Origin of the sequence: Pseudofrankia coriaricola (assembly GCF_032027725.1) — a bacterium.
GTDB lineage: Bacteria > Actinomycetota > Actinomycetes > Frankiales > Frankiaceae > Pseudofrankia.
The window spans coordinates 121,492-144,921 of the sequence record NZ_JASNFO010000027.1 but is presented as its reverse complement, the minus strand read 5'-3'; the positions used below and the strand labels follow the sequence as shown (position 1 = coordinate 144,921).

General features: G+C 70.4%; 22 protein-coding genes and 1 pseudogene. 14 read left to right on the top strand and 9 right to left on the bottom strand.

Features of this window, described 5'->3' with window-relative positions; translation table 11 throughout:
- The first annotated feature begins 41 nt into the window (after positions 1–41).
- Positions 42–302, top strand: a complete 261-nt coding sequence (locus QOZ89_RS15805) for a hypothetical protein (RefSeq protein WP_071054878.1) — start codon at positions 42–44, stop codon at positions 300–302.
- 11 nt (positions 303–313) lie between these two features.
- Positions 314–721, top strand: a complete 408-nt coding sequence (locus QOZ89_RS15800) for a hypothetical protein (RefSeq protein WP_071054957.1) — start codon at positions 314–316, stop codon at positions 719–721.
- Positions 722–1,522: 801 nt separating this feature from the next.
- Here the strand turns inward: QOZ89_RS15800 and QOZ89_RS15795 are convergent.
- Entirely contained in the window at positions 1,523–1,936 is a 414-nt protein-coding gene (locus QOZ89_RS15795; protein ID WP_071054874.1) for a winged helix-turn-helix transcriptional regulator, read from the bottom strand.
- Positions 1,937–2,003: 67 nt separating this feature from the next.
- Here QOZ89_RS15795 and QOZ89_RS15790 point away from each other — a divergent pair, with 67 nt between their 5' ends.
- The 5 genes from QOZ89_RS15790 to QOZ89_RS15770 all read left to right on the top strand — a co-directional run bounded on the left by QOZ89_RS15790 (position 2,004) and on the right by QOZ89_RS15770 (position 4,987).
- Positions 2,004–2,252: a hypothetical protein gene (locus tag QOZ89_RS15790; RefSeq protein ID WP_071054872.1), complete on the top strand. Its 249-nt coding sequence runs from the start codon at positions 2,004–2,006 to the stop codon at positions 2,250–2,252.
- A 10-nt stretch (positions 2,253–2,262) separates the two neighbouring features.
- On the top strand, positions 2,263–3,210 hold the full coding sequence (locus QOZ89_RS15785) for an NADP-dependent oxidoreductase (RefSeq protein WP_312624124.1): 948 nt from the start codon (positions 2,263–2,265) through the stop codon (positions 3,208–3,210).
- 199 nt (positions 3,211–3,409) lie between these two features.
- The gene (locus QOZ89_RS15780) at positions 3,410–4,495 is read left to right on the top strand and encodes an IS1634 family transposase (RefSeq protein ID WP_312624123.1); all 1,086 of its coding nucleotides are present in this window, start codon (positions 3,410–3,412) and stop codon (positions 4,493–4,495) included.
- The gene (locus tag QOZ89_RS15775) at positions 4,477–4,647 is read left to right on the top strand and encodes a hypothetical protein (protein WP_198543663.1); all 171 of its coding nucleotides are present in this window, start codon (positions 4,477–4,479) and stop codon (positions 4,645–4,647) included. Before QOZ89_RS15780 ends, QOZ89_RS15775 begins: the two co-directional genes overlap by 19 nt.
- A gap of 109 nt (positions 4,648–4,756) precedes the next feature.
- Complete coding sequence (locus QOZ89_RS15770; RefSeq protein WP_198543662.1) at positions 4,757–4,987, top strand: hypothetical protein; 231 nt, start codon at positions 4,757–4,759, stop codon at positions 4,985–4,987.
- Positions 4,988–5,073: 86 nt separating this feature from the next.
- On the opposite strand, the gene QOZ89_RS15765 is transcribed toward QOZ89_RS15770, so the two are convergent.
- From QOZ89_RS15765 to QOZ89_RS15755, 3 genes are all read right to left on the bottom strand, one after another.
- Positions 5,074–5,643, bottom strand: a complete 570-nt coding sequence (locus QOZ89_RS15765; RefSeq protein WP_241842468.1) for a cupin domain-containing protein — start codon at positions 5,641–5,643, stop codon at positions 5,074–5,076.
- Entirely contained in the window at positions 5,636–6,388 is a 753-nt protein-coding gene (locus QOZ89_RS15760) for a CGNR zinc finger domain-containing protein (RefSeq protein WP_071054868.1), read from the bottom strand. The genes QOZ89_RS15765 and QOZ89_RS15760 overlap by 8 nt, the downstream gene beginning before the upstream one ends.
- A 508-nt stretch (positions 6,389–6,896) precedes the next feature.
- Complete coding sequence (locus tag QOZ89_RS15755) at positions 6,897–7,682, bottom strand: TetR/AcrR family transcriptional regulator (RefSeq protein ID WP_083420166.1); 786 nt, start codon at positions 7,680–7,682, stop codon at positions 6,897–6,899.
- 130 nt (positions 7,683–7,812) lie between these two features.
- Here QOZ89_RS15755 and QOZ89_RS15750 point away from each other — a divergent pair, with 130 nt between their 5' ends.
- Both QOZ89_RS15750 and QOZ89_RS15745 read left to right on the top strand, forming a co-directional pair.
- Entirely contained in the window at positions 7,813–9,456 is a 1,644-nt protein-coding gene (locus QOZ89_RS15750) for a DHA2 family efflux MFS transporter permease subunit (RefSeq protein ID WP_312624122.1), read from the top strand.
- Positions 9,453–10,298 (top strand): SDR family NAD(P)-dependent oxidoreductase, encoded by an 846-nt coding sequence (locus tag QOZ89_RS15745; protein ID WP_071054866.1) that lies wholly within the window; start codon positions 9,453–9,455, stop codon positions 10,296–10,298. The genes QOZ89_RS15750 and QOZ89_RS15745 overlap by 4 nt, the downstream gene beginning before the upstream one ends.
- A 261-nt stretch (positions 10,299–10,559) precedes the next feature.
- On the opposite strand, the gene QOZ89_RS15740 is transcribed toward QOZ89_RS15745, so the two are convergent.
- Complete coding sequence (locus QOZ89_RS15740; protein WP_312624121.1) at positions 10,560–12,854, bottom strand: effector-associated domain EAD1-containing protein; 2,295 nt, start codon at positions 12,852–12,854, stop codon at positions 10,560–10,562.
- A 190-nt stretch (positions 12,855–13,044) separates the two neighbouring features.
- Positions 13,045–13,404, bottom strand: coding sequence for a helix-turn-helix transcriptional regulator (locus QOZ89_RS15735; protein ID WP_071054860.1), 360 nt, complete (start codon positions 13,402–13,404; stop codon positions 13,045–13,047).
- 66 nt (positions 13,405–13,470) lie between these two features.
- On the opposite strand from QOZ89_RS15735, the gene QOZ89_RS15730 reads away from it, so the two are divergent.
- On the top strand, positions 13,471–13,926 hold the full coding sequence (locus QOZ89_RS15730) for a flavodoxin family protein (protein ID WP_071054858.1): 456 nt from the start codon (positions 13,471–13,473) through the stop codon (positions 13,924–13,926).
- A 48-nt stretch (positions 13,927–13,974) separates the two neighbouring features.
- Here QOZ89_RS15730 and QOZ89_RS15725 read toward each other — a convergent pair whose 3' ends face one another.
- Positions 13,975–14,916 carry an AraC family transcriptional regulator gene (locus QOZ89_RS15725; protein WP_071054856.1) on the bottom strand — a complete coding sequence of 314 codons (942 nt, stop codon included), beginning with the start codon at positions 14,914–14,916 and terminating at the stop codon, positions 13,975–13,977.
- A gap of 80 nt (positions 14,917–14,996) precedes the next feature.
- Here QOZ89_RS15725 and QOZ89_RS15720 point away from each other — a divergent pair, with 80 nt between their 5' ends.
- Both QOZ89_RS15720 and QOZ89_RS15715 read left to right on the top strand, forming a co-directional pair.
- A complete protein-coding gene (locus tag QOZ89_RS15720) occupies positions 14,997–15,842 on the top strand; it encodes an NAD(P)H-binding protein (protein ID WP_071054951.1) in 846 nt (281 codons plus the stop codon).
- 245 nt (positions 15,843–16,087) lie between these two features.
- Positions 16,088–16,540 carry a flavodoxin family protein gene (locus tag QOZ89_RS15715; RefSeq protein WP_071054854.1) on the top strand — a complete coding sequence of 151 codons (453 nt, stop codon included), beginning with the start codon at positions 16,088–16,090 and terminating at the stop codon, positions 16,538–16,540.
- 92 nt (positions 16,541–16,632) lie between these two features.
- Here the strand turns inward: QOZ89_RS15715 and QOZ89_RS15710 are convergent, their stop codons facing one another.
- The gene (locus QOZ89_RS15710) at positions 16,633–17,073 is read right to left on the bottom strand and encodes a MerR family transcriptional regulator (protein WP_071054852.1); all 441 of its coding nucleotides are present in this window, start codon (positions 17,071–17,073) and stop codon (positions 16,633–16,635) included.
- Positions 17,074–17,171: 98 nt separating this feature from the next.
- On the opposite strand from QOZ89_RS15710, the gene QOZ89_RS15705 reads away from it, so the two are divergent.
- Both QOZ89_RS15705 and QOZ89_RS15700 read left to right on the top strand, forming a co-directional pair.
- Complete coding sequence (locus QOZ89_RS15705) at positions 17,172–18,074, top strand: NAD(P)-dependent oxidoreductase (protein ID WP_312624120.1); 903 nt, start codon at positions 17,172–17,174, stop codon at positions 18,072–18,074.
- Positions 18,075–18,280: 206 nt separating this feature from the next.
- A pseudogene (locus tag QOZ89_RS15700) lies at positions 18,281–18,520 on the top strand (flavodoxin); the annotation flags it as partial.
- 171 nt (positions 18,521–18,691) lie between these two features.
- Here QOZ89_RS15700 and QOZ89_RS15695 read toward each other — a convergent pair.
- Positions 18,692–23,365: a trypsin-like peptidase domain-containing protein gene (locus tag QOZ89_RS15695; protein WP_312624119.1), complete on the bottom strand. Its 4,674-nt coding sequence runs from the start codon at positions 23,363–23,365 to the stop codon at positions 18,692–18,694.
- Positions 23,366–23,430 lie beyond the last annotated feature (65 nt).

Below are 23,430 nucleotides of genomic sequence, written 5' to 3'. Positions count from 1 at the left end.
CCTCGGTGCCGATACCCAGGGCCGCTGGGAAGGAGCGAGCGGTGGAATTCTCCTGGCCTGAATTCGCGAGGAACGAAACCATCAATGGGGAGCGCTCGTGGACGGCGGCATTCGACAGCTACGACCAGTACCGCGAACTCTGCTATTACCTGGTCAAGATATTCGACGGTGACCGGCCGGTGGGCGAAGTCAGAGCCGAGGTGGGGACCGAGTTCGCCGGCGACGACTGGACCACGCCGGCCTTCGAAAGCGAGTTGCGAGAGCGGATAGCGCAGGTCGCCGCTGCCCGCCTCGAGTTGTAGGGTGTGTGGACATGTCTGACGCCCAGCTCTCTGTGCGCGAGTTCGTCGCCGCTACCTCGAAGGCCTATCCGTGCTTGACCGTTGAAGCCGATCAGTGGCACGAGGTCGGCTACTTCTTCGACCCGATCGAGAACGTCTACGCCTACTACTCGATCGACCGCAAGGATCCACAGGAGCTTGTCGAACGCTTCTCCAGCGCCGAGGCGTTGCTCGCCGCGCGAGGTGCGGACGAAAGGGTTGCCTCCTGGGTCGGCTCGTTCCGGCTCTGCGCGGAATTCGGCGAGCGCTTCGTCTACTATCCCGCATCCCGGATGCTACAGCGATTTCCGGTCGCCGCCTCGACCGCGATGACAGCCGAGGAGGGCCTGTCGAAACTCGAAGGACGCCCTCTTTCGTGGCTGCGCGAGCAAGTTGCCTGATCTTCAAGGGATCGTTGGCCGCCGTGCGGCGGGCTCGGCCCACGGAACGCCGGCTCGTAAAGCACCGGCAGTTCCACAGCAGCGCGCCGGAACGTAGCTAGTCGCTGGTTGGTCAGGTTGGGGCGGCTAGTGGGTGGGAGTGGCTCACGTGGTCAAGTAGCGCTGCCAGTTCTGGTGGGGGTGGGGTGGTCGACCAGCGGTGCCAGTACAGCCGCAGACGTGCCCAGGGCAGAGCCAGCCGCGGACCTGCCGCGGGTTTTCTTCGGACGGTTGCCTTTCGCCGTTGGCCCTGTCGGCGGTCGCGGGTGTGGCCGCACGGGCGGCGGCCTTGTTCTTCCTGTCTTCGGCGGGAAGTACGCCCTCTTCCTCGTTCGTATTGGTGTCGACCTGATATGTTCGGCCGGCGGGACTCGTCCAGATGAAGACGCCCGGTTCGGGCTGATTCAGCGTCCAACCACCGCGGTGTTTGGCGGCATGGTGGTGGTGACAGAGCAGGCCGCGGTTGTCGAGCGCGATGCGGCCGACGTCGGCGGGGACCGGGCCGTACCCGACGAGTTCGCCGGGATGTCGTGGAGGCCGGCGAGCGTTCCGGCGGCGGCGATGACCTGGATCTCGACCTTCACCCAGTTCGCGTCGGTTGCCCAGCAGCAGCTGCCTTGCCTTCGCGGAAATGTCGAGCGAGCAGGAGAATGCGATCTCACGTCGTCGGCCGGCCGCCGATGCACTCCGAAAGGAGTGTCGGCTTCCCGGTTCCTGAGCCCCTGCCGCGCCGCGTCCGATGAATCGGCGCCTGTTCCGTTCCTACTCGGCCGGTTGCGCCGTGTCGTACTGGAGCCGGGACGTCGCGATGTAGTCCCGGTGCTGGTGGGCCCAGTAGATGAGGGCGTGTACCGGGGCGCGGAGGGTCTCGCCGACCGGGGTGAGCATGTAGTCGACCCGGGGCGGCGAGCTCGGAGTGACGGCGCGGTGCACCAGGCCGTCGCGTTCCAGGCTCCGCAGGGTCACCGTGAGCATCCGCTGCGAGATGCCGTCGATGGCGTGGTGCAGTGCGGAGTACCGCTTCGGCCCGCTGCCGAGCAGGTTCATGACCAGGACGCTCCACTTGTCGCCGACCCGGTCGAGGACGTCGCGTAGCTGGCACGTGGGGTGCCCTTCGTCGACCGGCTCGCGCACCTGAATGTGCGGTACGTAGCTGAAAGTGCCGTCTTCCGCCATACCCGGATCCTCGAACAGACTGTGCCCGCGAACAAGAAGTAACCAACGCACAGAAGGTAGGGGATCCGTGGATGTCGATCTGACCGCGCCGCCCGTGCGCGCCGGCGACCGGCCGGTGACCACGGGGCTGGAGATCCCGCACGACCAGCTCGACCAGTTCTCGCCGCCGGAGATCCGGGCCCGCCTGATCGAGGTGGCGCGGGCGCTGCCCGGCGTGTTCACCGGGCCGAGTCAGGTGTCCGTCGCCGCTCTGCGGGCGTCATGGCGCCATGCGGCCACCCCGTTGGCCACCTCGGCAACCTACCAGCCTCGGTAGGGAGATCTCCATGCGTGCTGTGGCCTTTGCGCACTTCGGCGCGGCGCCGGCCGTCGTCGACCTGCCGATACCCGAGCCGGCGCCCGGCGAGGTGCTCGTCCGGGTGCGGGCATCGTCGATCAACGGCTTCGACCTCGGCGTGCTCGGTGGCTTTCCCAAGGGTGTGTACGACTACGACTTCCCGGTGGTGCTCGGTAAGGATTTCGCCGGCGTGGTGGCCGCCGTCGGCACCGAGGTGACCACCGTGCAGGCGGGCGACGAGGTGTTCGGCGTGGTGATGCGGCCGACCCTCGGGCAGGGCGGCCTCGCCGAATACCTGACGGTAGGTGAGCAGTACGGCCTGGCGCCGATTCCCGAGGGTCTCGACGGTGTCCGGGCGGCCGCGCTCGCCCTGGCCGGCACCGCCGCGCTGAACGCGGTCGACGCGGTCGCCCCGGGGCCTGGGGACACCGTTCTCGTCTCGGGCGCGACCGGCGGCGTGGGCGCATTCGCGGTGCAGCTCGCCGCGGCGCGCGGGGCCACGGTCATCGCCACGGGCAGGCCGGGACCCGAAGCCGCGTTCGTCACCGGACTGGGCGCCGCCTGGGCTGTCGACCATGCCGATCTCGTCGCCCAGACCCGCGCGCTCGCGTCGCGGGGCGTGCAGGCCGCCCTGCACCTGGCTGGCGACGGCGCCCTGGTGGCGGGCTTGACCGCCGTGGGCGGGCGGTTCGCCTCCACGACGCACTTCACACCGGAGGACCACGCCGCACGGGATCTCAAAGTAACCACCGTGATGGCTGACCCCTCCGCGGCCACCCTTACCAGCCTTGCCACGCAGGTTGTCTCCGGGCGGCTGCGGGTACCGGTGGCCAGGATCTACCCGCTCGCCGAAGCCACCAGAGCCATCACCGACTTCACGGCCGGCACAGTCGGCAAGCTCGTCGTCACGGTCGAGGAGTCTCCGGCTCGGAGCTGATCGGGGACTACATCGCCCCGACCCTCACCGAGGCGGCCGCGCGAACCGGGCGGCCGGTGGCGCGGGCCCTTGTCGTACCTGAACGTCGATCGTCAAGAAGCGGATCGCGGGGAGGACGTACCTCTACGCCACGACGTCCGCCCGGGTCGACGGGCAGCCCCGGATCGTAGACCAGGTCTACCTGGGCGCCGAGGACGAGGTGATCGCCCGGCTGACGGGGCAGGGCGGCGGCGAGCCGGGGCTGCCGGACGCCACGGTGCACCGCCGGTTCGGCGACGTCGCCGCGGTCTGGGGCATGCTCGCCCAGCTCGAGGCCATCGCCGTGATCGACGGCGTGGTCGGGGACGCGAAGGTCAGCGGCGGCGCGACGGTCGGGACGTACCTGGCGCTGGCAGCGCTCAACCGGGTCTGCGACCCGCGGTCGAAGGCGGGCTTCGCTGACTGGTCCGCGTCGACCTCGCTGGGGCGGATCACGAAGCTGTCGGCCGGGATGCTGGACCACCGCCGGTTCTGGGACGCGATGGACCGGGTCGAGATCGCGGCGATCGACGAGGTAGAGGCGGCCCTGACCCGGCGGATGATCGGGGTGTTCGGCCTCGACACCCACGCGCTGATCCTCGACATGACCAACTTCGCGACGTTCATCGACTCCACGAACACCCGGGCATCGGTCGCCGCGCGCGGCAAGGCGAAGCGGAAGCGCTACGACCTGCGCCTCGTCGGCCTGGGCCTGGTCGCCACGAGGGACGGCGGAATCCCGCTGCTGTCCCGGGTCTACCCGGGCGGCCAGCCCGACATCACCCAGTTCACCCCGATGATCGAGGAGCTGGCGCGGCGCTACACGGCCGCAGTCGAGCGGCCGGTCGGGATGACGCTCACGTTCGACGCCGGGCAGAACTCGACACCGAACTTCGCCCGGCTCGCCGAGCTCGGCCTGCACTTCGTCGGCTCGGTCCCCCCGAGCAGCCACCCCGAACTGCTCACTCGCCCCGCCACCGACCGCGCGATCGTCGACCGCTACGCCGACGAGGGCCTGACCGCCCTCGACGCCCGCGCCCAGGTCCTCGGCACCGACCGGCGGGTGGTCCTCACTCACTCGCCGAGTCTGCACGCAGCCCAACAGGTCGGCTTCGCCAGACGCTGGCCAAGGCCACGGGCAAGCTTGACGAGCTGGCCGCCCGGCTCGCCCGCGGCCGGACCCGCCGGCAGAGGCCCGCGGTGCAGGCCGACATCGACACGATCCTCGCGCCGCGGTGGGTCGCCCGCGTGCTGCGCACCGAGCTGACCGGCGACACCCCCGACAGCCTGCGGCTGACCTGGGTCCACCACGAGGTCGCGCACGACACCCTCGAAGAGGAGATCTTCGGCAAGCGGATCCTGGTCACCGACCACGACGACTGGCCAGTCGACACGGTGATCGACGCCTACCGCTCTTAGGAGGACCTCGAAAGCCGGGTTCCGGCAGGCCAAGGACCCGCGCGTCGTCTCCTTCGCCCCGATCCGCCACTTCACCGACCACAAGATCCGGGTTCACCTGTTCACCTGCGTGCTCGCCCTCGCGGTCGCGCACCTGATGCGCCGCGAGACCGAGCAGGCCGGCCTGGCCCTGTCGGTGCCGGCGCTGCTCGGCGAACTGGAGGGCATCGGCGAGACCGTGCTGCTCTACCAGGGCGACCGCGGCCGGCCCCGCGCCCGCCACATGATCACCCGGATGAGTCCACGTCAGCAGCGGCTCTACGACCTGTTCGATCTCGGGCGGTACGCGCCGCGGCGGTGAGTTAGGTACTACGCCGAAAACAAGATCAAAAATCACTCTGACCTGCGAGGACGCTTACGAGGGACCAAGATCTTTGGAAACTCGGGCTAGTAGGTGTGCCAGGAGCGGCCTCGGTTGGAGGTCTTGGCCGGGCCTCGCCAGCGCAGGTCGGGGAGGTTGACGACGATCGCCTCCTGGGTGGTGCGGGCGATGACGACGACCGCCTCGGCGTCGGGGTCGGGGTTCTCCTCCCGGTGGGGCACCCACGGCGGCACGTAGATGTAGTCGCCGGGCGAGGTCTCCAGCCGGATCTCCTCGTCGTCCCGCAGGAACACGAACGCGGGATGGCCGGTGACGACGTAGATCCCGGTCTCGGACAGGCCGTGGTGATGGTTGGCCGAGCGGGTGGCGGGAGCGACGTGGGTCTGGCCCATCCACAGCCGCGCGGTGCCGACGGTAGTGCCGGACAGCGCCTCGACGCGGCGCATCCCCGCCGTCTGAGCGGTGTGGGCGGACAGGCCGGTCGGGCGGATCTGGTGGAGCCGGCGGTGGAAGGCGTCGAACTCGTGCCCGGTCGGCTTCTCCGGCTCGGGCAGCGCCTCGTCGGCCGCGCTGGCCTCGTCGGCCGCGCCGGCCCCGGCTGCCGTGTTGGGCGAGGCCGCTGTTCGGTCAGGCATGGTGCGCCTCCTGATGCGGTGGTTCGGGAGCCAGGTTCGGCGACGCGGATCCGGTGATCAGATCGGCGGAGCCGAGGGGCGCCGTCGCGGCGGCGGCCGCGCGGCGGCGGCGGTAGCGCGCCGAGGCGACCCGTTCGCCGCACCGGCGCATCGAGCACCACTTGCGACGGCCCGATGGTGAACGATCGAAGAAGAGCGAGCCGCAGCCGGCGCACTCCCTCAGCCGGTCGAGCTCGGGCCCGGCGAGCAGGTTGATCAGATCGCGGGCGATGACGGCCAGCGACGAGCTGGGCTCGTACTCCTCGACCGCGGTCTTCTCCCGGCCACTCGGGCGCAGCAGGAAGACCGGGGTCGGGTGGCGGGCGGCTGCGTTGATACATCGGATGTCGTCCGGCGACGGAGCCTCGCCACGAAGGGCCACGCGGGCGAGCGCGTCGGCGGCGGCGCGCAGTTCGCGGGCGGCGCTCAGGTCGGCCGAGGTGAACCCGCCGGCCGGCTGGGGCAGGTCAGCGAGGGTGAACCAGGTCGCCAGGCCGCCCGGCTCCGTGATCAGATCGACCGGCCCGCCGTCCGCGTCGAGCATCGTGGCGACGAAGTCGAGGCAGAGGCTGCCGGCGCCGAGCGTCTCGTCCAGCGGTCCCGACGACTCGGGCGCCGGATGGTCCGTGACCGCGGACAGCGCCGCCGACTCCGGCTGCTCCACCCGCTCCGCCGGTCGTCCCGACCGGCGCTCGATCGCGCGCACGTTAGCTGCTCCTCACTTGACGTAGGCGTTCCGTCAGTATTACGTCCCCTGACGCCGTGGGCTGGGTGGCCGGGCCTCAATGGAGTCGCGGCGGCTCAGGAACCCAATGGCGGCAGGAAAAATGGCCAGATCGGATCACGCCGTACGCCTTGAGGAGTGCCCTGTCGGGCTGGAAGTCGGGCCACATCATCACATGATGAACTGTTGACATGGCGCCCCCCGAGCCCGGCAATGTACGTAGCCATGCCGCCCCAGCCGCTTGCCAGCAAGCGACTCCACGTCGACTTTCGGTGTACAGCCAGCGCTCTCTGTCGATAGCTCGGTCGGCCGGGCGGCCGATCCGTCCGTCCGGCATCATGGGTTCATACCTTGACTAGCCCGCGCACGACCTGGACCGCCACTGGCGCAACGCCCGCACGCACACGCTCCACGACCCGGCGCGCTGGAAGTACGTCCACAACGGCAACCACATTGTCAACGGCGTGCTGCCCCCGAACCACGGCCCGATCTAGCTGGTTGTCGCGCCCGCCGGCGTCGGCGGGCCGAAGGCGTGCAGGAAGGTGTCGACGGCGGCCCGCGCCACGGCACGCTTCTCGTCGTCGGGGATGACGCGGGTACCGAACCGGCCCCGCGCCTCCAGCGAGCCGGTCAGCAGGGCGGCGAGCTGCTCGGCCGCCGCGGCCGGGTCCGCCGTCCGCAGCCGGCCGGCGAGAGCCAGGCGGGCCAGCCGGTCGGCCAGCGCCTCGGTGACCGGGTTCGCCGCCCGTCCCTGGATGATGTCGAGCAGGTCGGGGAACTGGCTGATCTCGGCGTAGAGCAGCCGGCGCAGCGCCCAGCTCCGCTCGTCGCAGAAGCAGCTGACGAGGCGGTAGCCGACGTCCTCCAGCGCGCCGCGGATGTCGCCGTCGAGGTCGCGCAGCCCGTCGACCGCGGCGAGGTTCTTCGCCAGCGCCTTGTCGGCCTCGGCGGCGAGCACGGCGCGCAGCAGGGCCTGCTTGTCGCCGAAGTGGTTGTAGATCGTGTGCTTGGCGACCTGTGCCTCGGCCGCGATGACGTCCAGGGTCGCCTGGGCGTACCCCTCACGGGCGAACACCATGAACGCGGTCGGGAGGATGCTCTCCCGTTTGTCGGCGCGTCGGCGGGTTCCGGCGCGGCCGAGCGCGGTTGCCGCGGCCGGGGTGGTCGGGCTGGCGGGCCGGTCGGGGTCGGGCGCCGTCTGGGCGGCGGCCGTCCGCGCTCCGCCAGTCGCCGCCGACCGGCCGGCGGCCAGTCGTTCGCTCGCCGTCCCGCTCATGGCCTCACGGTACTGCCAACCTCTCGTCGCACCCCTGCGGACAGCGATCAGGCGAGCCTCTTATGGGAACGACTCCGGGCGTTATAGTGCACTGGTCAGTGCAAAATTATGCCCCGATGGGAGCCATGTGATGGCTGGGTCTTCGGACGCGGATCGGCTTGATCCTTCGCTGCGGCGGCTGATCGCCGTGGTCCTGCTCGGTGGGATCATGGGAATCCTCGACGGGTCGGTGGTCGCGGTCGGCGTCGACACCCTCGCCACCCGGCTGCACACCTCGCTGAGCATGATCGGGTGGGTCTCGACCGGCTACCTGCTGGCGCTCACCGTCGCCATTCCGGTGACCACCTGGGCCGTGGACCGGTTCGGCGCGCGTCGGCTGTGGCTGGCCGCTCTCGTCGCCTTCCTCGCCGCGTCCGTCGCCTCCGGGCTCGCCTGGAACGTCGGCAGCCTGATCGTCTTCCGAGTGTGCCAGGGGCTCGCCGCCGGGGTTCTCGACCCCCTGGTGCTGACCCTGCTGGCCCGCGCCGCCGGGCCTCGCCGGGCGGGGCGGGCCATGGGCCTGATGGGCATGGTGCTCTCGGCCGGCCCGGTGCTCGGTCTGATCGTCGGCGGGATCGTCCTGGAGCACCTCTCCTGGCGGTGGATGTTCCTGATCAACCTGCCCATCGGGCTGGTTGCGTTGCTCGGAGCCGCGCGGGTGCTGCCGGCCGACCCTCCGCGCGCCGGGGAGAGCGGCGGTACTCGCCTCGACATCGTCGGTGTCGCCCTGCTCGGCCCGGGATTCGCGGCCGTCGTGCTGGCCCTGACACAGGCGGCCGACCGGACCGCCGTCGCGGCCTGGCAGGTGCTCGTCTCCGTCGCGGCGGCCGTCGTGCTGCTGGCCGGCTACGGGCTGCACGCCCGGCGCGGGACCACGACCCGGCGGGGCACGCCACCGCTGATCGACCTGCGGCTGTTCCGCAACGCCGGGTTCGCGGCGAGCGTCACCATCATGACCTTGGTAGGTCTGACGATGTTCGCGACCCTGTTCGTGCTGCCCCTGTACTACCAGCAGCAGCATGGGCGGGGCACGCTCGCGGCGGGGCTGCTGGTGGCTCCGTTCGCCGTGGCCGCGGTCATCGCCATGCCGTTGTCCGGACGGCTCTCGGACCGGTTCGGTGCCCGTTCCCTCGTCCGGTGCGGCGCGCTCGTCGCCGTGCTCGCCGAGCTCGGGTTCACCCGGATCGGCGGGCAGACCAGTGAGGTATGGCCAGCGCTCGCCGCGTTCGGCGTCGGTGCCGGGCTCAGCTTCGTCGGGGCACCGACCATGGGATCGCTGTACCGGACGCTGCCGCCGGCGGCGGTGCCCCAGGGCAGCTCGGTCCTCTACATTCTCAACCAGCTCGGCGCGGCGATCGGCATCGCCGTCGTCACCCTGATCCTTACGACCGTCGGGAACGGCGGCGAGGACCCGATGGCGGGCTACCACGGGGTGTACTGGTTCGCCATCGTCGCGCTCGCGATCATCCTGGCCGCCAGCGTGTTCCTTCCCCGGCGTGAGGCGAGTCCGGCCGTCGCGACCCCGCCCGCCGCCGAGCCTCAACCCGCCGGTGCGGCCGTGCCGGCCCAGCCGGTCGCCAGGCCCACGACGGTCGAGCGGGGGTCGCCGCCGCTCCCGAGCACGACCGCCCACGGGGGGAGCGGCGACCAGGCGTCCACCGCGGTGGGAAGCGCCGGGCGCCCGGCGCCGACCGACCATGCCGAGAGCCTGGGAAAGACGGGAGAAGGCAGATGAGAACCATCGTGATCACGGGTGGCACCGACGGGATCGGCCGTGCCCTCGCCGCCACCCTGCTTCGCCGTGGCGACCGGGTCGTGGTCGTGGGCCGCAACGCGGACAAGGGCCGGGCATACCTCGACGCCGCCCGGCGGGACGGGGCCGGCGGACGGGCCTCGTTCATCCAGGCGGAGCTGAGCCTCGTCAGTGAGAACGAGATGGTCCTGGCGCGCCTGCGGGAGCGGTTCGACGCGCTGGACGTGCTCGTGCTCGGCGCGCGGCACTACCGCTCGGTTCGCCGGGAGACCACGGAGGGGTTCGAGGGGAACTTCGCGCTGTTCTACCTGAGCAGATTCCTCCTCAGCCATGGGCTGGTCGACCTGCTGGAGAAGGGCGCGAACCCCGCCATCGTGAACATTGCGGGCCCGGGCGCGGACCTCTCGGTCGTTCGCTGGGATGACCTGGAGCTGAGACGCGGCTACCACGGCGGCGCCGCGCTGGGGCAGGGAGGCAAACTGAACGACCTGCTCGGCGTCGCCTTCGCGGGCGCCTACCCTGACGGCAGGACCAGGTATGTCCTCGTCCATCCGGGCGTCGTGTCGACCAGCTTCTCGGGCGCGTACGACGAGGCGACCGCGTCCCAGGTCGAGGCCCTGAAGAAGGTCGGGAAGCCGGTCGACGAGAGCGTGCGGCAGATCCTCCCGCCTCTCGATGCCCCGCCGCCCGAGCCACTGAGCGCCTTCGTCGAGGGACGCCGGATCAGCCTGGACGACGGATCGTTCGACCGGGCCGCCGCGTCCCGCCTCGACGCGCTCACCCACCGGCTTCTCGCGCGGCCACGACCATCGTCCATCCCATGACGGGTGGCATCCGGTGCGGGGCGGTCAGAGCTGGAGAGCGTCGCGACCGGTGCGGATATCAGCCTTTTCCAAATCCTTTCTTAAGTCCTTTTGCGGCCTACATCACCCGACGATCCGGCCTGGAAAGCGAGCGAAGCGGCCGGCCGGCCCCGGGTATACCCATAGCATTCCCCCCGTTACATGAGCGGCGCGCTCAAGCGATCAGGTTTGGGCGAGTTGTTCGCGTACCGGATATCGGCCGCCTCCGCTCATGCGCGCCGTTCAGGGCCAGGACTTGAGGACGGTGTCGTCGACACCGCGGAGCGTCAGGAGGCCGTCGTCCTGGAGTATCAACACGGCGCCGGGGTTGCCGACAGTACCGCTTTCCCAGTGCTGGTTGCCCTCGGCGTCGTAGAGGGCCAGGTTGCCGCTGCTTTCAAGGAGAAGCTTGACGACGGGTTTGCCCTGGGTGTCCGAGGCCCAGGCAGCATTCTTGTCGATGATGCCGTCGAAGTGGTAAAGCGCCAGGTTCCGGTCCCCCTGCAGGGTCAGACGGTGGCCGGCGACGAACAGCGACTCGTCAACATGAAGCTCCTCGCCAGATTCGAGACGATGCTTTGCCTGGATCGCGGTCGGCCGTGGCCACAGTTCGGCTTGGTCGTCCGTGACGGTCACGACGGCGCCCTCGAACTGCTGGATGACGTCGGCCGAGGATGTGCGCAGCCGTTGCGGGCCGGCAAGCGGGAAGCCGCACCTGTTGAAGATCTCTGCGCTCATCGCGCTCCCCAACGGGTCAAGCAGGTGCCATACGGCCCCGGTCAGCGGTATCCCGCCGTACTCCCGGCTCCAGAAGATGGCGCCGCCCTCGAACCGTTGCCAGCATCGGTCACCGGGCCACTCCTCGCGGGCCGTCGGGAAACCGAGTTCGCTGGTGGTGCCACCCAGGAGCTCATAGCAGCTGCCGATATTGCCGCGAACCCAGAACGTGCCATGTCCTGAATGGTAGATCGTCGCCCCGCACCGCGCGCCGGCGGACACGCGCCGTTGAACCGCGAGGTTGTAGCGAAAGCGGCCTTCATAGCGCTGGAGATACCCGTCCGTAGTGCCCCAGGCGCCCCGAGATTCGGCCGCTGGCAGGATCTCTGACAACGGGAACCCCAGCCGGTCCGCGACACCACCCGCCGCGTCCAGTGATTCCGCGAAGGCTCCCCGCACCGGGAAGGCGCCACCGGACTCCGTCCAGTAGACAGCGCCGCGCTCGAACTTCTGACCGTAGCCAGCCGTCTTACGGGGAGACGTGACCTCGACCCGCTCGGCGACGGGAAAGCCTAGTTTCTTCAGAACGTCCGCGTTCCCGGTCACCAGCCGCGCCGCCGCGCCGAACATCGGCACCGACCTGTGCTCCAGGTTCTCGCCGAGATAGAAGATGGCGCCGCCCTCGAACCGCTGGTAACAGCGCCAGGGACCTTTTCCGCCTGGCCTTCCGTCGATCTCGCCTGACACGGGAAAGCCAAGCGGGCCGGAGGTGCCCTGGAGATGCTCGTACAGCTGGCCGATCGCTCCCCAGATCGCGTGCGCCCCGTGTTGCTTTGAATAGTAGATGGCCGCGCCGCATGGACCGCCGTGCTCGGGTAGCTGGGGAGCTACCGGCTCTGTATAGTCTTGCCACCACTCGAACCGCTGGTAGTGACCGCCTTCGGGAGTTCCCGACGACCCGGCCGCATCGAGCTCCGGGCTGGTCGGGAGCCGCAGACCGCCCTCGAGGCCGCCGTTGTTCACCCACACCTGGCCGATCTCGCCGTCCACCGGCATGTTGCCCGCGGCCTCGCTCCAGAAGACCACGCCGTCCGGGTAGTTCCGGAAGAACACCCACCCGGGGTGCCGTCGCGGGCGAAGGGCGGTCAGCCAGGGCGTTGTGGGCGCTTGCCTGCGCAGCCGAAGCTTCTTGATCGCGGCGGTGGCCGTCAGTGCCTGCTGGAGGAAGTCGCCCAGTTCGGACGGGGCGGCCTCGACGATTTTGCCCGCCACGTTCGGGTCCATCCGCGCGATGACGGTCGCGACCCAGGACTCAGCCGCGCCGCCTGATGCGGGCTCCTCCAGCTCCTCGCTGATGACCGCGTCGAGCACGGCGGCCGCCTTAGCGGACTCGACATCCTTGTGCGCTAGCAACGCGACCGCTCGTTCCAGCCGCGCAGCACGGATATTGCTCGCGATGTCGTCCGGATGCTCCGCCGCGAATCGGTCGACGAGCTCGCGGACCGGCAGTCGGTTCCACACCGCTGCCTGTCCCTCGCCGGTGGTGCCATCAGGGGGTTCGGGCAGCGCGGCCCACGCGAACACAGGATTCGCCGGGAAGAGCGCGGCGGCCTCGGCGATGATGCGCCGGCGGCCGTCCTTTACCGCGCCGTCTTCCGCCAGCGCGCTGACCGACCGCCAGAAGACCATGGAGCTGCCGCCCCAGACAGGCTGAATCCTGCGACCGAATCCGGCGCGGCCGAGCAACTGCTTCGCGGGCTCCTCTTGGTGGCGGAGGTCCGCGAGCTCGTCGATCTCTTCGTGCGTCAGCGGCTCGTTCACTCTGCCCCCGTCTTGAACCGCGCCTCTGGGCGCAGTAGCCCTGGCAGCGAAGTTAGCGCCACCGAGCCACAGCGTGAAGGGGTGAATGCGCCGGCCTGAGTCGCTGCCTGTTTGAGGCTTGGCGCCGCGCGAGGGCTGGGCACGCGGCGGCCAGAGCCCGACTCCGCCAGCCCACGTCGGTCGGCTTGGTTCAGGCGGGGATCTGGTCGTCGAGGCACCAGCCGTAGGGGCTGGGCTGGCTAGCGCTGGCGCGGCGGGGCTCGTACTGCTGGACGTAGAGCGTGGCGACCAGTTCGGCACGGGTGCGCACGCCGGTCTTGGCGAACACCGCCTTGAGGCGATCCTGCGCGGTGAAGGGGGAGATGCCCAGCGCGGTGGCCATCTGCCGGGTGGACCTGCCCTGGGCGGCGAGCCCGATGACCTCGCGTTCGCGCGGCGTGAGGCCGTAGGCGCCGGCGATCACCTCGCTGACGACGATCGGGCGGGCGCCCTCGATGATGACGGCGATCGTCGACGGGTCGCCGCCGGGCATCGGCGAGCCGTGCAGCACGACCCAGCGGCGATCGTGGGCCGGGCCTCGGCTCCGGGTCGGACCGAGGTCATAGCATGGCCTGCGATGCCGACCCTGCTGATCGTCTACCACACCCCGTCGCCCTCGATGCAGGCGATGCTGGCGGCGGTGCTCGCCGGCGCCCGGGACGAGGCGATCGAGGGCGTGGAGCTGGTCGTCCGTCCGGCCCTGGCGGCCACCGCGGTGGATGTGCTGGCCGCCGACGGCTACCTGCTCGGGACGCCGGCCAACATCGGCTACATGTCAGGCGCGTTGAAGCACTTCTTCGACCGGATCTACTACTCGGTGCTGGCGGCGAGCGTCGGTCGACCTCACGCGCTCTACGTCCACAGCAACAGTGACACGACCGGCGCTGTCCGTGGCGTCGAGACGATCACTAGCGACCTGAGGTGGAAGCGGCTGCGCGACCCGCTCACGGTCGTGGGTGAGGTGGATGCCGCCGCTCTTGAGGCGTGTTGGGAGCTCGGCGGGACCACCGCCGCGAGCCTTATGCCCGGCTGATCATTACCGGGCGGGAGGATCGGATGCCGCGACGTGACGTCGCCTGCCTCATCCGGCCCGCCGCCCTGGTACCGGATTCCGATGATCACTGGGCCGTGTGCCGCGTAGCCGTTTGAACGCCGCACTCAGCGCGAAGGCGTTGGCGTAGCCAACCTTCCTCGCGATCGTGCCAACCATATGGTCGGTTTCCTGCAGCAGGTCCGCGGCCAGGGTGATCCGCCAGCTCGCCAGGTAGGCCATCGGCGGTTCGCCGACCAGTGCGGTGAACCGACGGGCGAGCGCCGCCCGCGATACCCCGACCTTGGCCGCCAGGTCGGCCACCGTCCACGGGTAGGCGGGTGCATCGTGCAGCAGCCGCAACGCGGCACCGACGACCGGGTCGTCCAGCGCGCGGCACCAGGCCGGGGCATCGGCGTCCGGGTCGGCGAACCAGCTGCGCAGCGCGGAGACCAGCATCAGGTCCAGCAGCCGGTCCAGCACCATCTGCTGTCCCGGCCGGTCTCTGGCGATCTCCTCGGCCACCATCTCCATCGACAGAGCGGGGCTGTCCCCGGCCGGCACCACCAGCACGGCGGGCAGTGCCCGCAGCAGCCGTTCGCTGAGCTCTCCCCGGCGCTCGAAGGCCCCGCTCAGCAGCACGGCGGCTTCGCCGACGGGTGTTCCGCAGGTCCGGGCGGGCCTGGAGGCGCGCTCGACGCCCTCGGTCGCCGAGCAGTAGTCGGCGCTTGTCACCACCAGTGAGGGTGTGGTCGCGGGGTCATCGGCCACCGTGTAGGGCACGTCGCCACGGATGACGGCGATGTCGCCGGCCTCGATGAGCACCGGTGCTTGCTGGTCGGAAACGATCCAGGCATGGCCGCGCAGCATTGTGGCCAGCGTTAGCGGGGCACCGCTGGCCATCCGCAGGGCCCAAGGGGGTCGCATGATTGTCTGGCGGAAGATGGCGGTGCGCGCCCGTACCTCGGCCAACGACTCCGACACGGCGTCCACGTCCCCATCGTAGACGCCTAGGCATCAAGTGGAGCTTCGTGGCCATGGATCGTCTCAGCGCCGGCCGGTTGACTGGCGTCATGTCTGAACATCCAATCCTGGTCACCGGGGCGACCGGTAAGTCCGGCCGGCGCGTCGTCAGCCAACTACGGGCACAGGGGCTGCGGGTTCGCGCGGCGGCCCGCAACGGCGAGCACGTCTTCGACTGGACCGACGGCGGCACCTGGGACGCTGCTCTGGAGGGCGCGCGGTCCCTCTACATCGTCCCGCTGGACGGCGCGAAGCACGTTCGCCCGTTCATCGAGCGGGCGGTGCGGCATGGGGTGCGACGGGTTGTGCTGGCATCGGGGCGCGGAATCGACGATCCGGACTACGCGAAGGACAGCAGCGGGACATTGGAGGGTGCCATCGACAGCGAGGCCGCTGTGCGGGAGAGCGGTCTGGAGTGGACGATCAGCAGGCCGGGCTGGTTCGCGCAGAACTTCAGCGAGGGCTTTTTCGCCGATGCCGTCCGCGCCGGTGAGTTGCGGCTGCCCGCTGGCGATGGGGCTGCCAGTTTCGTCGATGCCGAGGACATCGCCGCGGTGGTGGTCGCCGCGCTCACGGAGGACGGGCACGCGGGCCAGATCTACGAGTTGTCCGGACCCCGGGCGGTGACCCTGACCGAGGCAGTCGCCACGATCTCCGAGGCCGCCGGCCGGGAAATCCGCTACGTGCCGCTCTCGGTCGAGGACTACGTCGCGGAACTCGTTCGGCGGGGATTTCCGCCCGCGGACGCCGAAACCTTCGCGGATGTCATCGAACCACTCAGGGACGGTAAGGACGAGTATGTATCCGACGGCGTGCGGCGTGCCCTTGGCCGCCCGCCTCGGACCTTCGTCGAATTCGCCAATGCGACTGCTGCCGCGGGTGGTTGGTCGGCCTGACCGCCTTGGGTTCCTACGCTGCGAGGGTCCGTCCGCCCGGACGTCGGTAAGTCGGCTGTCCGTGGAGGCAACCCGGGAAAGAGTCTGCGTCCTGGGAAGTCAAGCGCACTGGAGTGCGCGGATGCTGTGAACACGGCAGGCGACGTGCGACTCGGCGCTCTTCGTGCCGAAGGCCGTGGTCGCGGTTCCCGTCCCGGCGGGCCGAGAGCGCCTCGGCACCAGACCGAGGGTAATAACGTTGCCCGATGCCGATGTTGCTGATCGTCCACCACACCCCGTCGCCGTCCATGCAGGCGATGTTGGAGGCGGTGCTCGCAGGTGCCAGGGATGAGGCGATCGAGGGGGTGGAGGTCGTCGTCCGCCCGGCTCTGGCGGCGACTGCGGTTGATGTGCTTGCCGCCGATGGCTACTTGCTCGGGACGCCGGCCAACATCGGCTACATGTCAGGGGCTTTGAAACATTTTTTTGATCAAGCCTATTACCCCTGTTTGGGAGCAACCATCGGTCGGCCGTACGCCCTGTACGTCCACGGCAACTCCGACACCACTGGCGCGATCCGCGGCGTTGAGACGATCACCACTGGTCTGAAGTGGAAGCGCCTGCGTGACCCGCTCACCGTGCTCGGCGAACTGGACTCCGCCGCGCGTGAGGCCTGCTGGGATCTTGGCGCGACCGTGGCCGCGAGCCTCATGCCGTAGACCGGCCGCGGACCGTGCCCCCCACGCTCATCCGGGAGTCCGCACCCGTACCAGGCGGCCGTGCGCTCTGGCGAATGACGAGATCGCCGCGGTCAAGTGGGTGCGCTACGCGCCGGGTCGTGAGTCCTCCTGCCCGCCGTTTCGGTCGCGACGGCTTCGCAGTTGTCGCCCTGTTCGCCCGTTCGGCGCGCGGCGGAGATCATGGCATCGAGTGCGTGCCGAGCGGCCAGCAGGTCATCGATGGCGGCGCTGATGCGGTCGCGGTCTTCGACGAGGACTGGTGCCAGTTCCCCGCAGACGGGCATCAGCATCTCCCCGTCCTCGATCATGCAGGGGAGCACTTCGGCGATCGTGACGGTGTTGAGACCGGTGGCGAGCAGTGTCCGGATCCCGCGGACCGTACGAACGTCGGTCTCCTGGTACTCGCGATATCCGCTCGGCCGTCGCGCCGGTCGAAGAAGATCCTGCTCCTCGTAGTAGCGAAGCATCCGCTCGCTGGCACCGGTTCGCCGGGCGAGTTCTCCAATCCGCATGTGTCCCGCACCACCCTTCCTTGACTCTCACATCGATGTCAGAGTTTACATTGATCATTATGACAACTCGGAACTCGGCCCACGACGATCAGCCCCGCGTGACCATTCTCGGTCTGGGCCGGATGGGCACCGCGCTGAGCAGGGCGCTTCTCACCGCTCGCTACCGGACTACGGTGTGGAGCCGGACTCCGTCGAAGGCCGGCGGCCTGGTGGGGCTGGGCGCGGAACGTGCGGAAACCCCCGGCGCCGCGATCGCGGCGAGCCCGATGACCATCATCTGTGTCGCGGACTACGACGGGGTTCAGGAGGTGCTGGACGCGGGACGTGCCGCGCTTCGGGAACGTACCCTGGTCAACCTCACTACCGGCACACCGCAGGACGCCCGGGCCATGGCCACCCGGGTTGCCGGACGCGGCGCGGCCTACCTTGACGGGGCGATGATGGCCGTCCCTCAGTCCGTTGCCACCCCCAGCGCATTCTTTCTCTACAGCGGCTCCCCGGATGCGTTCGACCGTCACCGGCACACACTGGACGCCCTGGCGACCAGCCACTATCTCGGCAACGATCCCGCGGCGGCGGAACTGTGGGACTTCGCCCTGCTCGGTAGCGGGTACGCCGCCCTCACCGGCTTCCTCCACAGCCTCGCTCTGCTCGACACCGAGGGCGTTCCGCCGTCTCGTTTCGTGCCCCTGGTCGCCCAGTGGCTGCACGGGATGACCGAGTACATGTCCGAGCTGGCACGCGAAATCGAGTCCGGAGACTACTCGGCCGGCGTGTCGCCGGTCGGCATGAACCAGGTCGCGGTCGAGAGCCTGACCCGCGTCAGCGAGCATCTCGGCATCGACGCCGAGGTACTCGGTCCGCTCCGAGCCCTGCTTGAGCGTGGTGTCGCGCGGGGCCACGGCGACGAGAGCTTCGCAAGCCTGTTGGAGCTCTTGCGGCAGCGTCCGTCCCAGCTCCCGGGCCACGATGTCGGCCCGACCATCGCCAGGACGCGGTGACCGTGGCCGCCCAGGTAGGGCCGTATGAGCCCGTGACAGTAATCGGCACGCCGGACGCGAAGGACCGTGAAGGACCGTGAAGCCTGCTGGGAACTGGGTGCCGCTACCGCCGCGAGCCTGATGTTGTAGAGGCGGGTCGCGTGGTGGCCGTGCGCCGTTTCCCGAATCGTCGCGGAACGTGATACGGCGGTGGCCAGGGTTCGGCACATTTCTGCGATTGCGTCCATTATCCCTGCTTGGAAGCGACGATCGGGCGGTCGTATGCCCTGTACGTCCACGGCGGCTCCGACAACACTGGCGCGGTCCGCAGCGTCGAGACGATCGCTACCGGCATGAAGTGGAAGCGCCTCCAAAACCCCGTCACGGTGACGGGTACGCCCGATGCGAAGGACCGAGAGGCCTGCTGGGAGTTGGGCGCGACGATGGCGGCGAGCCTGATGCCGTAGCTGGACCGTTGGTCACGGTGGGTGAAATAGCCGCGACCAGGGTTTGGTGCATTTCTTCGATGGTGTGGATTACCCCGGCGGCCTCGCCCGGGTGCTCGACGGCCTGGCGGTGATCATAGACGCGGCCGGACCGCAGCCACCCACCCGCTCCTGACCTCCGGACCTGCCGGCTCAGAGGCGCAGGTCCAACCGGGCGTGGCCGGATCTCGTCCCGGCGACGACGCCGTTGTCGACCGCGACCAGGCAGGTCACCGCCTCCGTCAGCACAGCCGCGGCCACCTGGCGCGGGGGGAGGAGATCCCAGGCGCGCACGACGCCGTCGTCGTCGGCTGTGACCACCCGTGGCCGCGCGCCGACGGTCGTCGTGACGACGGCGCGGACGGCCGCGCCCCGCGGCGGGAAATCAGCGACCGGCTGTGCCTGGTCGAGGTTCCAGAAGATGACGCGACCGTCGTCGTCAGCCGTCACGGCGAGTGCCTGGCCGGGAACGATCGCGGTCGCCCGCACGCTGACCGCGTGCCTGCGCAGCCGCAGCGCACGCTGGGCCGGTGGGGCCGCCGGCAGGAACAGCCCGACGGTGCCGTCCTCGTAGCCGGCGAGGACGGTCACCCCGTCACCCGTGGACGTCGCCGCGAGCGACGTAAGGACTGTGGCCTTGCCTTGGTGGTCGAGCAGCCTCCTCCCGGCTCCGCATCCGCCGGCCGCGCCGACAGCGTCCAGGTCCCACAGCCACACCGCGCCGTCGGCGTCGGCCAGGACGACGCGGTGGTCAGGAACGTCGGCCACGGGGAACACTCGGGTCGCCTGCGCGCCGCCGGCGGTGAACGTGCCCACGGACGTGGTGGTGGCGATGTCCCATACCCGAGTGATCCCAGAGCTGCCCGTCACGACCGCTACCAGGGCCGCGCCTTGCTGGCACACGAGCAGGCTCGTCGGCCATCCGTCCTCGGTTGGGGTGTCGAGCGTGCCCACCTGGGCGCCGGAGTCCGCATCCCAGACAGGCATGGAGTACGCGGCGGCCGCCGACAGGACCCACCGCCGGTCGTGGTGTCGAGCGATGGTGACGCCGTGCACGGGACCGGTGTGCGAACCAAGATCGTGCAGCACGGACCCGTCGTCCAGGTTCCACGCGCGCACGTGCCCATCCCGGCCACCGGTCACCACGACCGAGGGTGTGAGCGACTCGTCCGCGCTTACGGCCACGGCCAGCGCCCGCGTCTCGCCGGGGCCGGCCCGCTCGGCCATCGTGGGCACGGTCGCAAGATGCCAGAGGCGCACTTGGCTGTCCTCACCCGCGGTCACGGCGACTCGGCGCCCGTCGACGTCTGCGACCCTGGCCACGAACACGTCCCCGCCGTGCTGGGTCAGCGCCGGGCGGGGCGTGGCGTCCAGCGGCCCGAGCGACCACATCCGTACCGCAGGGTCCTGACCCGCGACGAGGAGCAAGGGCTGGTCCGGGATGACGTCCGTCTGCGGGCTGCCCGCGTCCGCGCGTGGCTCTACGAGGGAAAGTGCCCAGACGCCGTGGGAGCCGAAGGCAACGGGGACGGGGACCGGCTCGCCGGAGGCGAGGTCCCAGCCGAGGATCCGGCCGCCGTAACCGCCGGCGACCGCCCATGTCGCGCCGTCGACGGCACCGACCGTGAGCGCGACGCCGTACTCTGCCCATCCCCCGGTGTCGGCGCCGCCGGACAGCATCCGGATCTGCGCTCCGTCGGCGCTACCGTCCGGCACCGTCCAAACCCGAACCGTGCCGTCCAGCCCGGCCGACACGGCCACCGGTTGTCCCGCGCGGGCACCGGCGCCGCCGGGCCACGTCGTGATCTCGACCGCGCCCACCGGTCCGTCGTGGCCGGTAAGCGCCTGCAGATGCGTGCCGGCCACCAGGTCCCAGACGTGCAGGGCGCCGTCGTCGTCACCTGTGCTGATGGCGAGGGGCACACCGCCGATCAGCGCGGTCGTGACCCGGGACGCCGATCGGGCGTCATTGTCGAGACTGGTTCGAGGCTTGCCCGTGGCGAGATCCCACACGCGGATAAGGGCGTCATAGCGCGCGACGGACACCGCGAGGGGGCCGGTTTCGCTGGCCGTGACGGCAATCTGATCCACCGCGACGGGGGTCTTGCCGACGGAGTCCAAGTGGCCGGCGAACGTGGCCATCAGCCGGCCGGCTTCCGGATCCCAGATCTGGATCGTTCCGTCGGCGGATCCCGTGATGAGCCGCGGTCCGCCGTGCGCCCCGGAGGGGGCCGTGGCAAGGGCGGTCATACCGGTGTCCGGACCGGCCATGGTGGCGTGCAGGTCACCGGTGGCCAGGTCCCAGATCCTGGCCGTGGCGTCCTGCGACGCGGTCGCGACGGCGGGCCGGTCGGCGATCGAGAGAGTCGCAGCCGTGGTGATGCTGGCGCTGTGCTCGGCCAGCACGAGGTGCGGTGACTGCAGCTGCAGGCCGGCCCAACGCGTCACGAAGGCCGGCGTGGCCTGGAGGGCGTCGAACGCGGCCGCCTCGGCGCGTCTGTCGTAGGCGAGCGCGTGCAGGGCCAGATAGCCGGCCCGGTCGCTCCCGGATGCGCCGCGCAGCCACCGGTGGATGCGGCCCGGGCGCCGGGACGCCGACGCCTTGTCCGGGTCGGGCAGGTCGCGCGACCGGTGGACGGCCGACAGGTAGATCTGCTCGAGCGGTTCGAGTCGCTCCCGCCGGAACACCCGGGTGACCAAGCCCTCCGGGTCCGCGGCGGCGAGGAACCGCGGGTCGGTCAGGTAGTTGCCCAGCAGGCCCGCGTCCTCGGCGTGGCCCGCGAGATGACGCCGGGTGTAGTCGTCGGCACGCAGCCAGTCCGGGCCGGCGTCGGTCGCCGGCACCCGGTCCGCCATGGTCTTGACGATGACTCGCTCGGTCTCGCTGCCGCTGGCGTCGCGCAGGTAGCCGACGACGAGGCGGTGAAACAGCCGGTAGTGGATCTGGCCAGCGTCGCCGGACCGGCGGCCGACGAGATACGCCGCCGCCGCCCGTGCCGCCTCCTTGACCGTGGGAAGGTCATAGCTTCGGCTGCCGAGGGTGCTCGCGACCGCGGCACACAGCTCGTCCGCGGCGAAGCCGTCCCCTCGGCCGTAGGCGAACGTCGTGAGCACGTCGCGCAGGGCGGCACCCTTGGCCTCGCCCCACCGCTGCGCATAGGAGTACAGGTAGTCCTCGACCGCCCCTTGCAGGGTGCCGGGAAGCCTGGCGCGCCACCCGGGCGCGCTGACGTCGACCGGGTCGTCGATCCGCAGCCGGTCGCAGGTCAGCTGCGCGAGCAGGAACAGCCCGTCCGCCTTATCCGCGATCGCGGCCGCCACCACGGCCGTGTACCCGTCGTCGCCGAGATACGCCTCGCCCGCCTGGTCGAGCGCCGTCCGCAGCCGGGCGGCGGCATAGTTCTCCAGGTCGGCCCGGTCAAGGTACCTATCGTCCAGCCGGTAGGAGATCACCTCGCCCAGCAGGCCGGGCTTCGGCGCGGCGTCGGCCGCGTCCGCGGGCGCACCCGGGGCCTGCGGATCGCGGGCGGGTCCCGCGAGCGGCAGCGCTCCCGCGACATCCTGCGCGTCCGTCCGGATGGCGGTGATGACCCGGACCCCGCCGCCCTGCGGGAGCTGGGCCAACTCGCGCAGCAGGCGCGCGATCCCGTTGACGTCCTGCGCGTGCTCGAGGTCATCCACGACGACCGTGAACGGCTGGGTCCGCTGCTCCAGCGCCCGGATGAGCCGCGTCTTCGACGTCGTGGTGAGCTCGAGCGCGGCGGCCATCGCCTCGATGAGGTCGCCGGTGCTCTTCCCGTCCGCGCGGACCGCCACGTCGATGAGCCCGCGCAGCCTGCCGGCCAGTGCGAGCTCGTCCGGCGCCGGCACGGGGTCGTGGACGCGGCCTGACGACGGGCCGACGACCGGGTCGGCCAGCCACACCAGGCGCGCGAGCACGGCGGACTTCCCAGCGCCGGGCCGCCCGGTGACGATGCGCACCAACTGCCGGTCCGGACCGGGCGGCGCTGTGAGCCAGTCGGCGAGCGCCCCCAGGACGCGGGCGCGGCCGGTGAAGGGCGCGCTCTGTGCCAGGCCGGCCGCCGAGCCGACGCCCGGGCCGCGGGCCAGCCGCAGCCAGTCCTCGAAGTCCTCGGCCATGTCCAGCCGCCAGCGGAAGCGGGACTCGAGTTCCGGCCAGACCTGGGCCCATTCCTTCATGGGTGTCATCGACGCGACCTTCTTGGCCGCGTCGTACTCGGTGACCGCGGTGCCGACGACGGCGGAGGCCGTCTCGTCCCAGACCGGGCAGCCCGAGAAGCCCTGGGTCACGGCCTCGCCCGTGCTGTCGCCGCTCTGCAGCTGGACGAGCCGACCCCGGCTACCGCCTATCCGCTGACCGAATGACCAGACCCCCTGGGTGTCGGCCGGATAGCCGAAGATGCGGAACGTGTGCCCGTCGAACGACTCGGGCCGCCGCAGCGGCGCGGGCACAGCCGCCGGGGGAACGTCGGTCACGTGCAGCACCGCGCAGTCGGCCGACTCCGTCGCTACCCGGCCCGGCCAGCTGACATATCGCAGCTCGGCCGGCTTCGCCTCGTTGTCCTGTGCGTGCTCGAAACGCACCTGTATCGTCGGCCAATCGCCTGGTGGGCTGCCTCCTTGGCCCGAATACAAGGCCACCTTTAGTTGGTGCACCTCGTCGCCGGCGTCGCGGTAAACGTGCGCGGCCGTGAGCACGAAACCGTCGCCGACGTAGACCCCACCGCCGACGGCACCGTCCGGACCGAGGATCCTGACCAGCCATGGTGGCGCTTGGAGCCAGTCCGCCTGCATCTGCGCTGCCACCCCCGTGCGCGACTCGTCATCCGGCCCGGCCGGCATTTCCAGGACCCGCTCGCGCCGCGTTTCCG

Coding starts and splice junctions, on each gene's coding strand:
- QOZ89_RS15765 (WP_241842468.1), bottom strand. CDS start 5,643: ATGCCTGACCGAACAGCGGCCTCGCCCAACACGGCAGCCGGGGCCGGC.
- QOZ89_RS15745 (WP_071054866.1), top strand. CDS start 9,453: ATGAGAACCATCGTGATCACGGGTGGCACCGACGGGATCGGCCGTGCC.
- QOZ89_RS15720 (WP_071054951.1), top strand. CDS start 14,997: ATGTCTGAACATCCAATCCTGGTCACCGGGGCGACCGGTAAGTCCGGC.
- QOZ89_RS15785 (WP_312624124.1), top strand. CDS start 2,263: ATGCGTGCTGTGGCCTTTGCGCACTTCGGCGCGGCGCCGGCCGTCGTC.
- QOZ89_RS15730 (WP_071054858.1), top strand. CDS start 13,471: ATGCCGACCCTGCTGATCGTCTACCACACCCCGTCGCCCTCGATGCAG.
- QOZ89_RS15800 (WP_071054957.1), top strand. CDS start 314: ATGTCTGACGCCCAGCTCTCTGTGCGCGAGTTCGTCGCCGCTACCTCG.
- QOZ89_RS15755 (WP_083420166.1), bottom strand. CDS start 7,682: ATGAGCGGGACGGCGAGCGAACGACTGGCCGCCGGCCGGTCGGCGGCG.
- QOZ89_RS15710 (WP_071054852.1), bottom strand. CDS start 17,073: ATGCGGATTGGAGAACTCGCCCGGCGAACCGGTGCCAGCGAGCGGATG.
- QOZ89_RS15795 (WP_071054874.1), bottom strand. CDS start 1,936: ATGGCGGAAGACGGCACTTTCAGCTACGTACCGCACATTCAGGTGCGC.
- QOZ89_RS15750 (WP_312624122.1), top strand. CDS start 7,813: ATGGCTGGGTCTTCGGACGCGGATCGGCTTGATCCTTCGCTGCGGCGG.
- QOZ89_RS15715 (WP_071054854.1), top strand. CDS start 16,088: ATGCCGATGTTGCTGATCGTCCACCACACCCCGTCGCCGTCCATGCAG.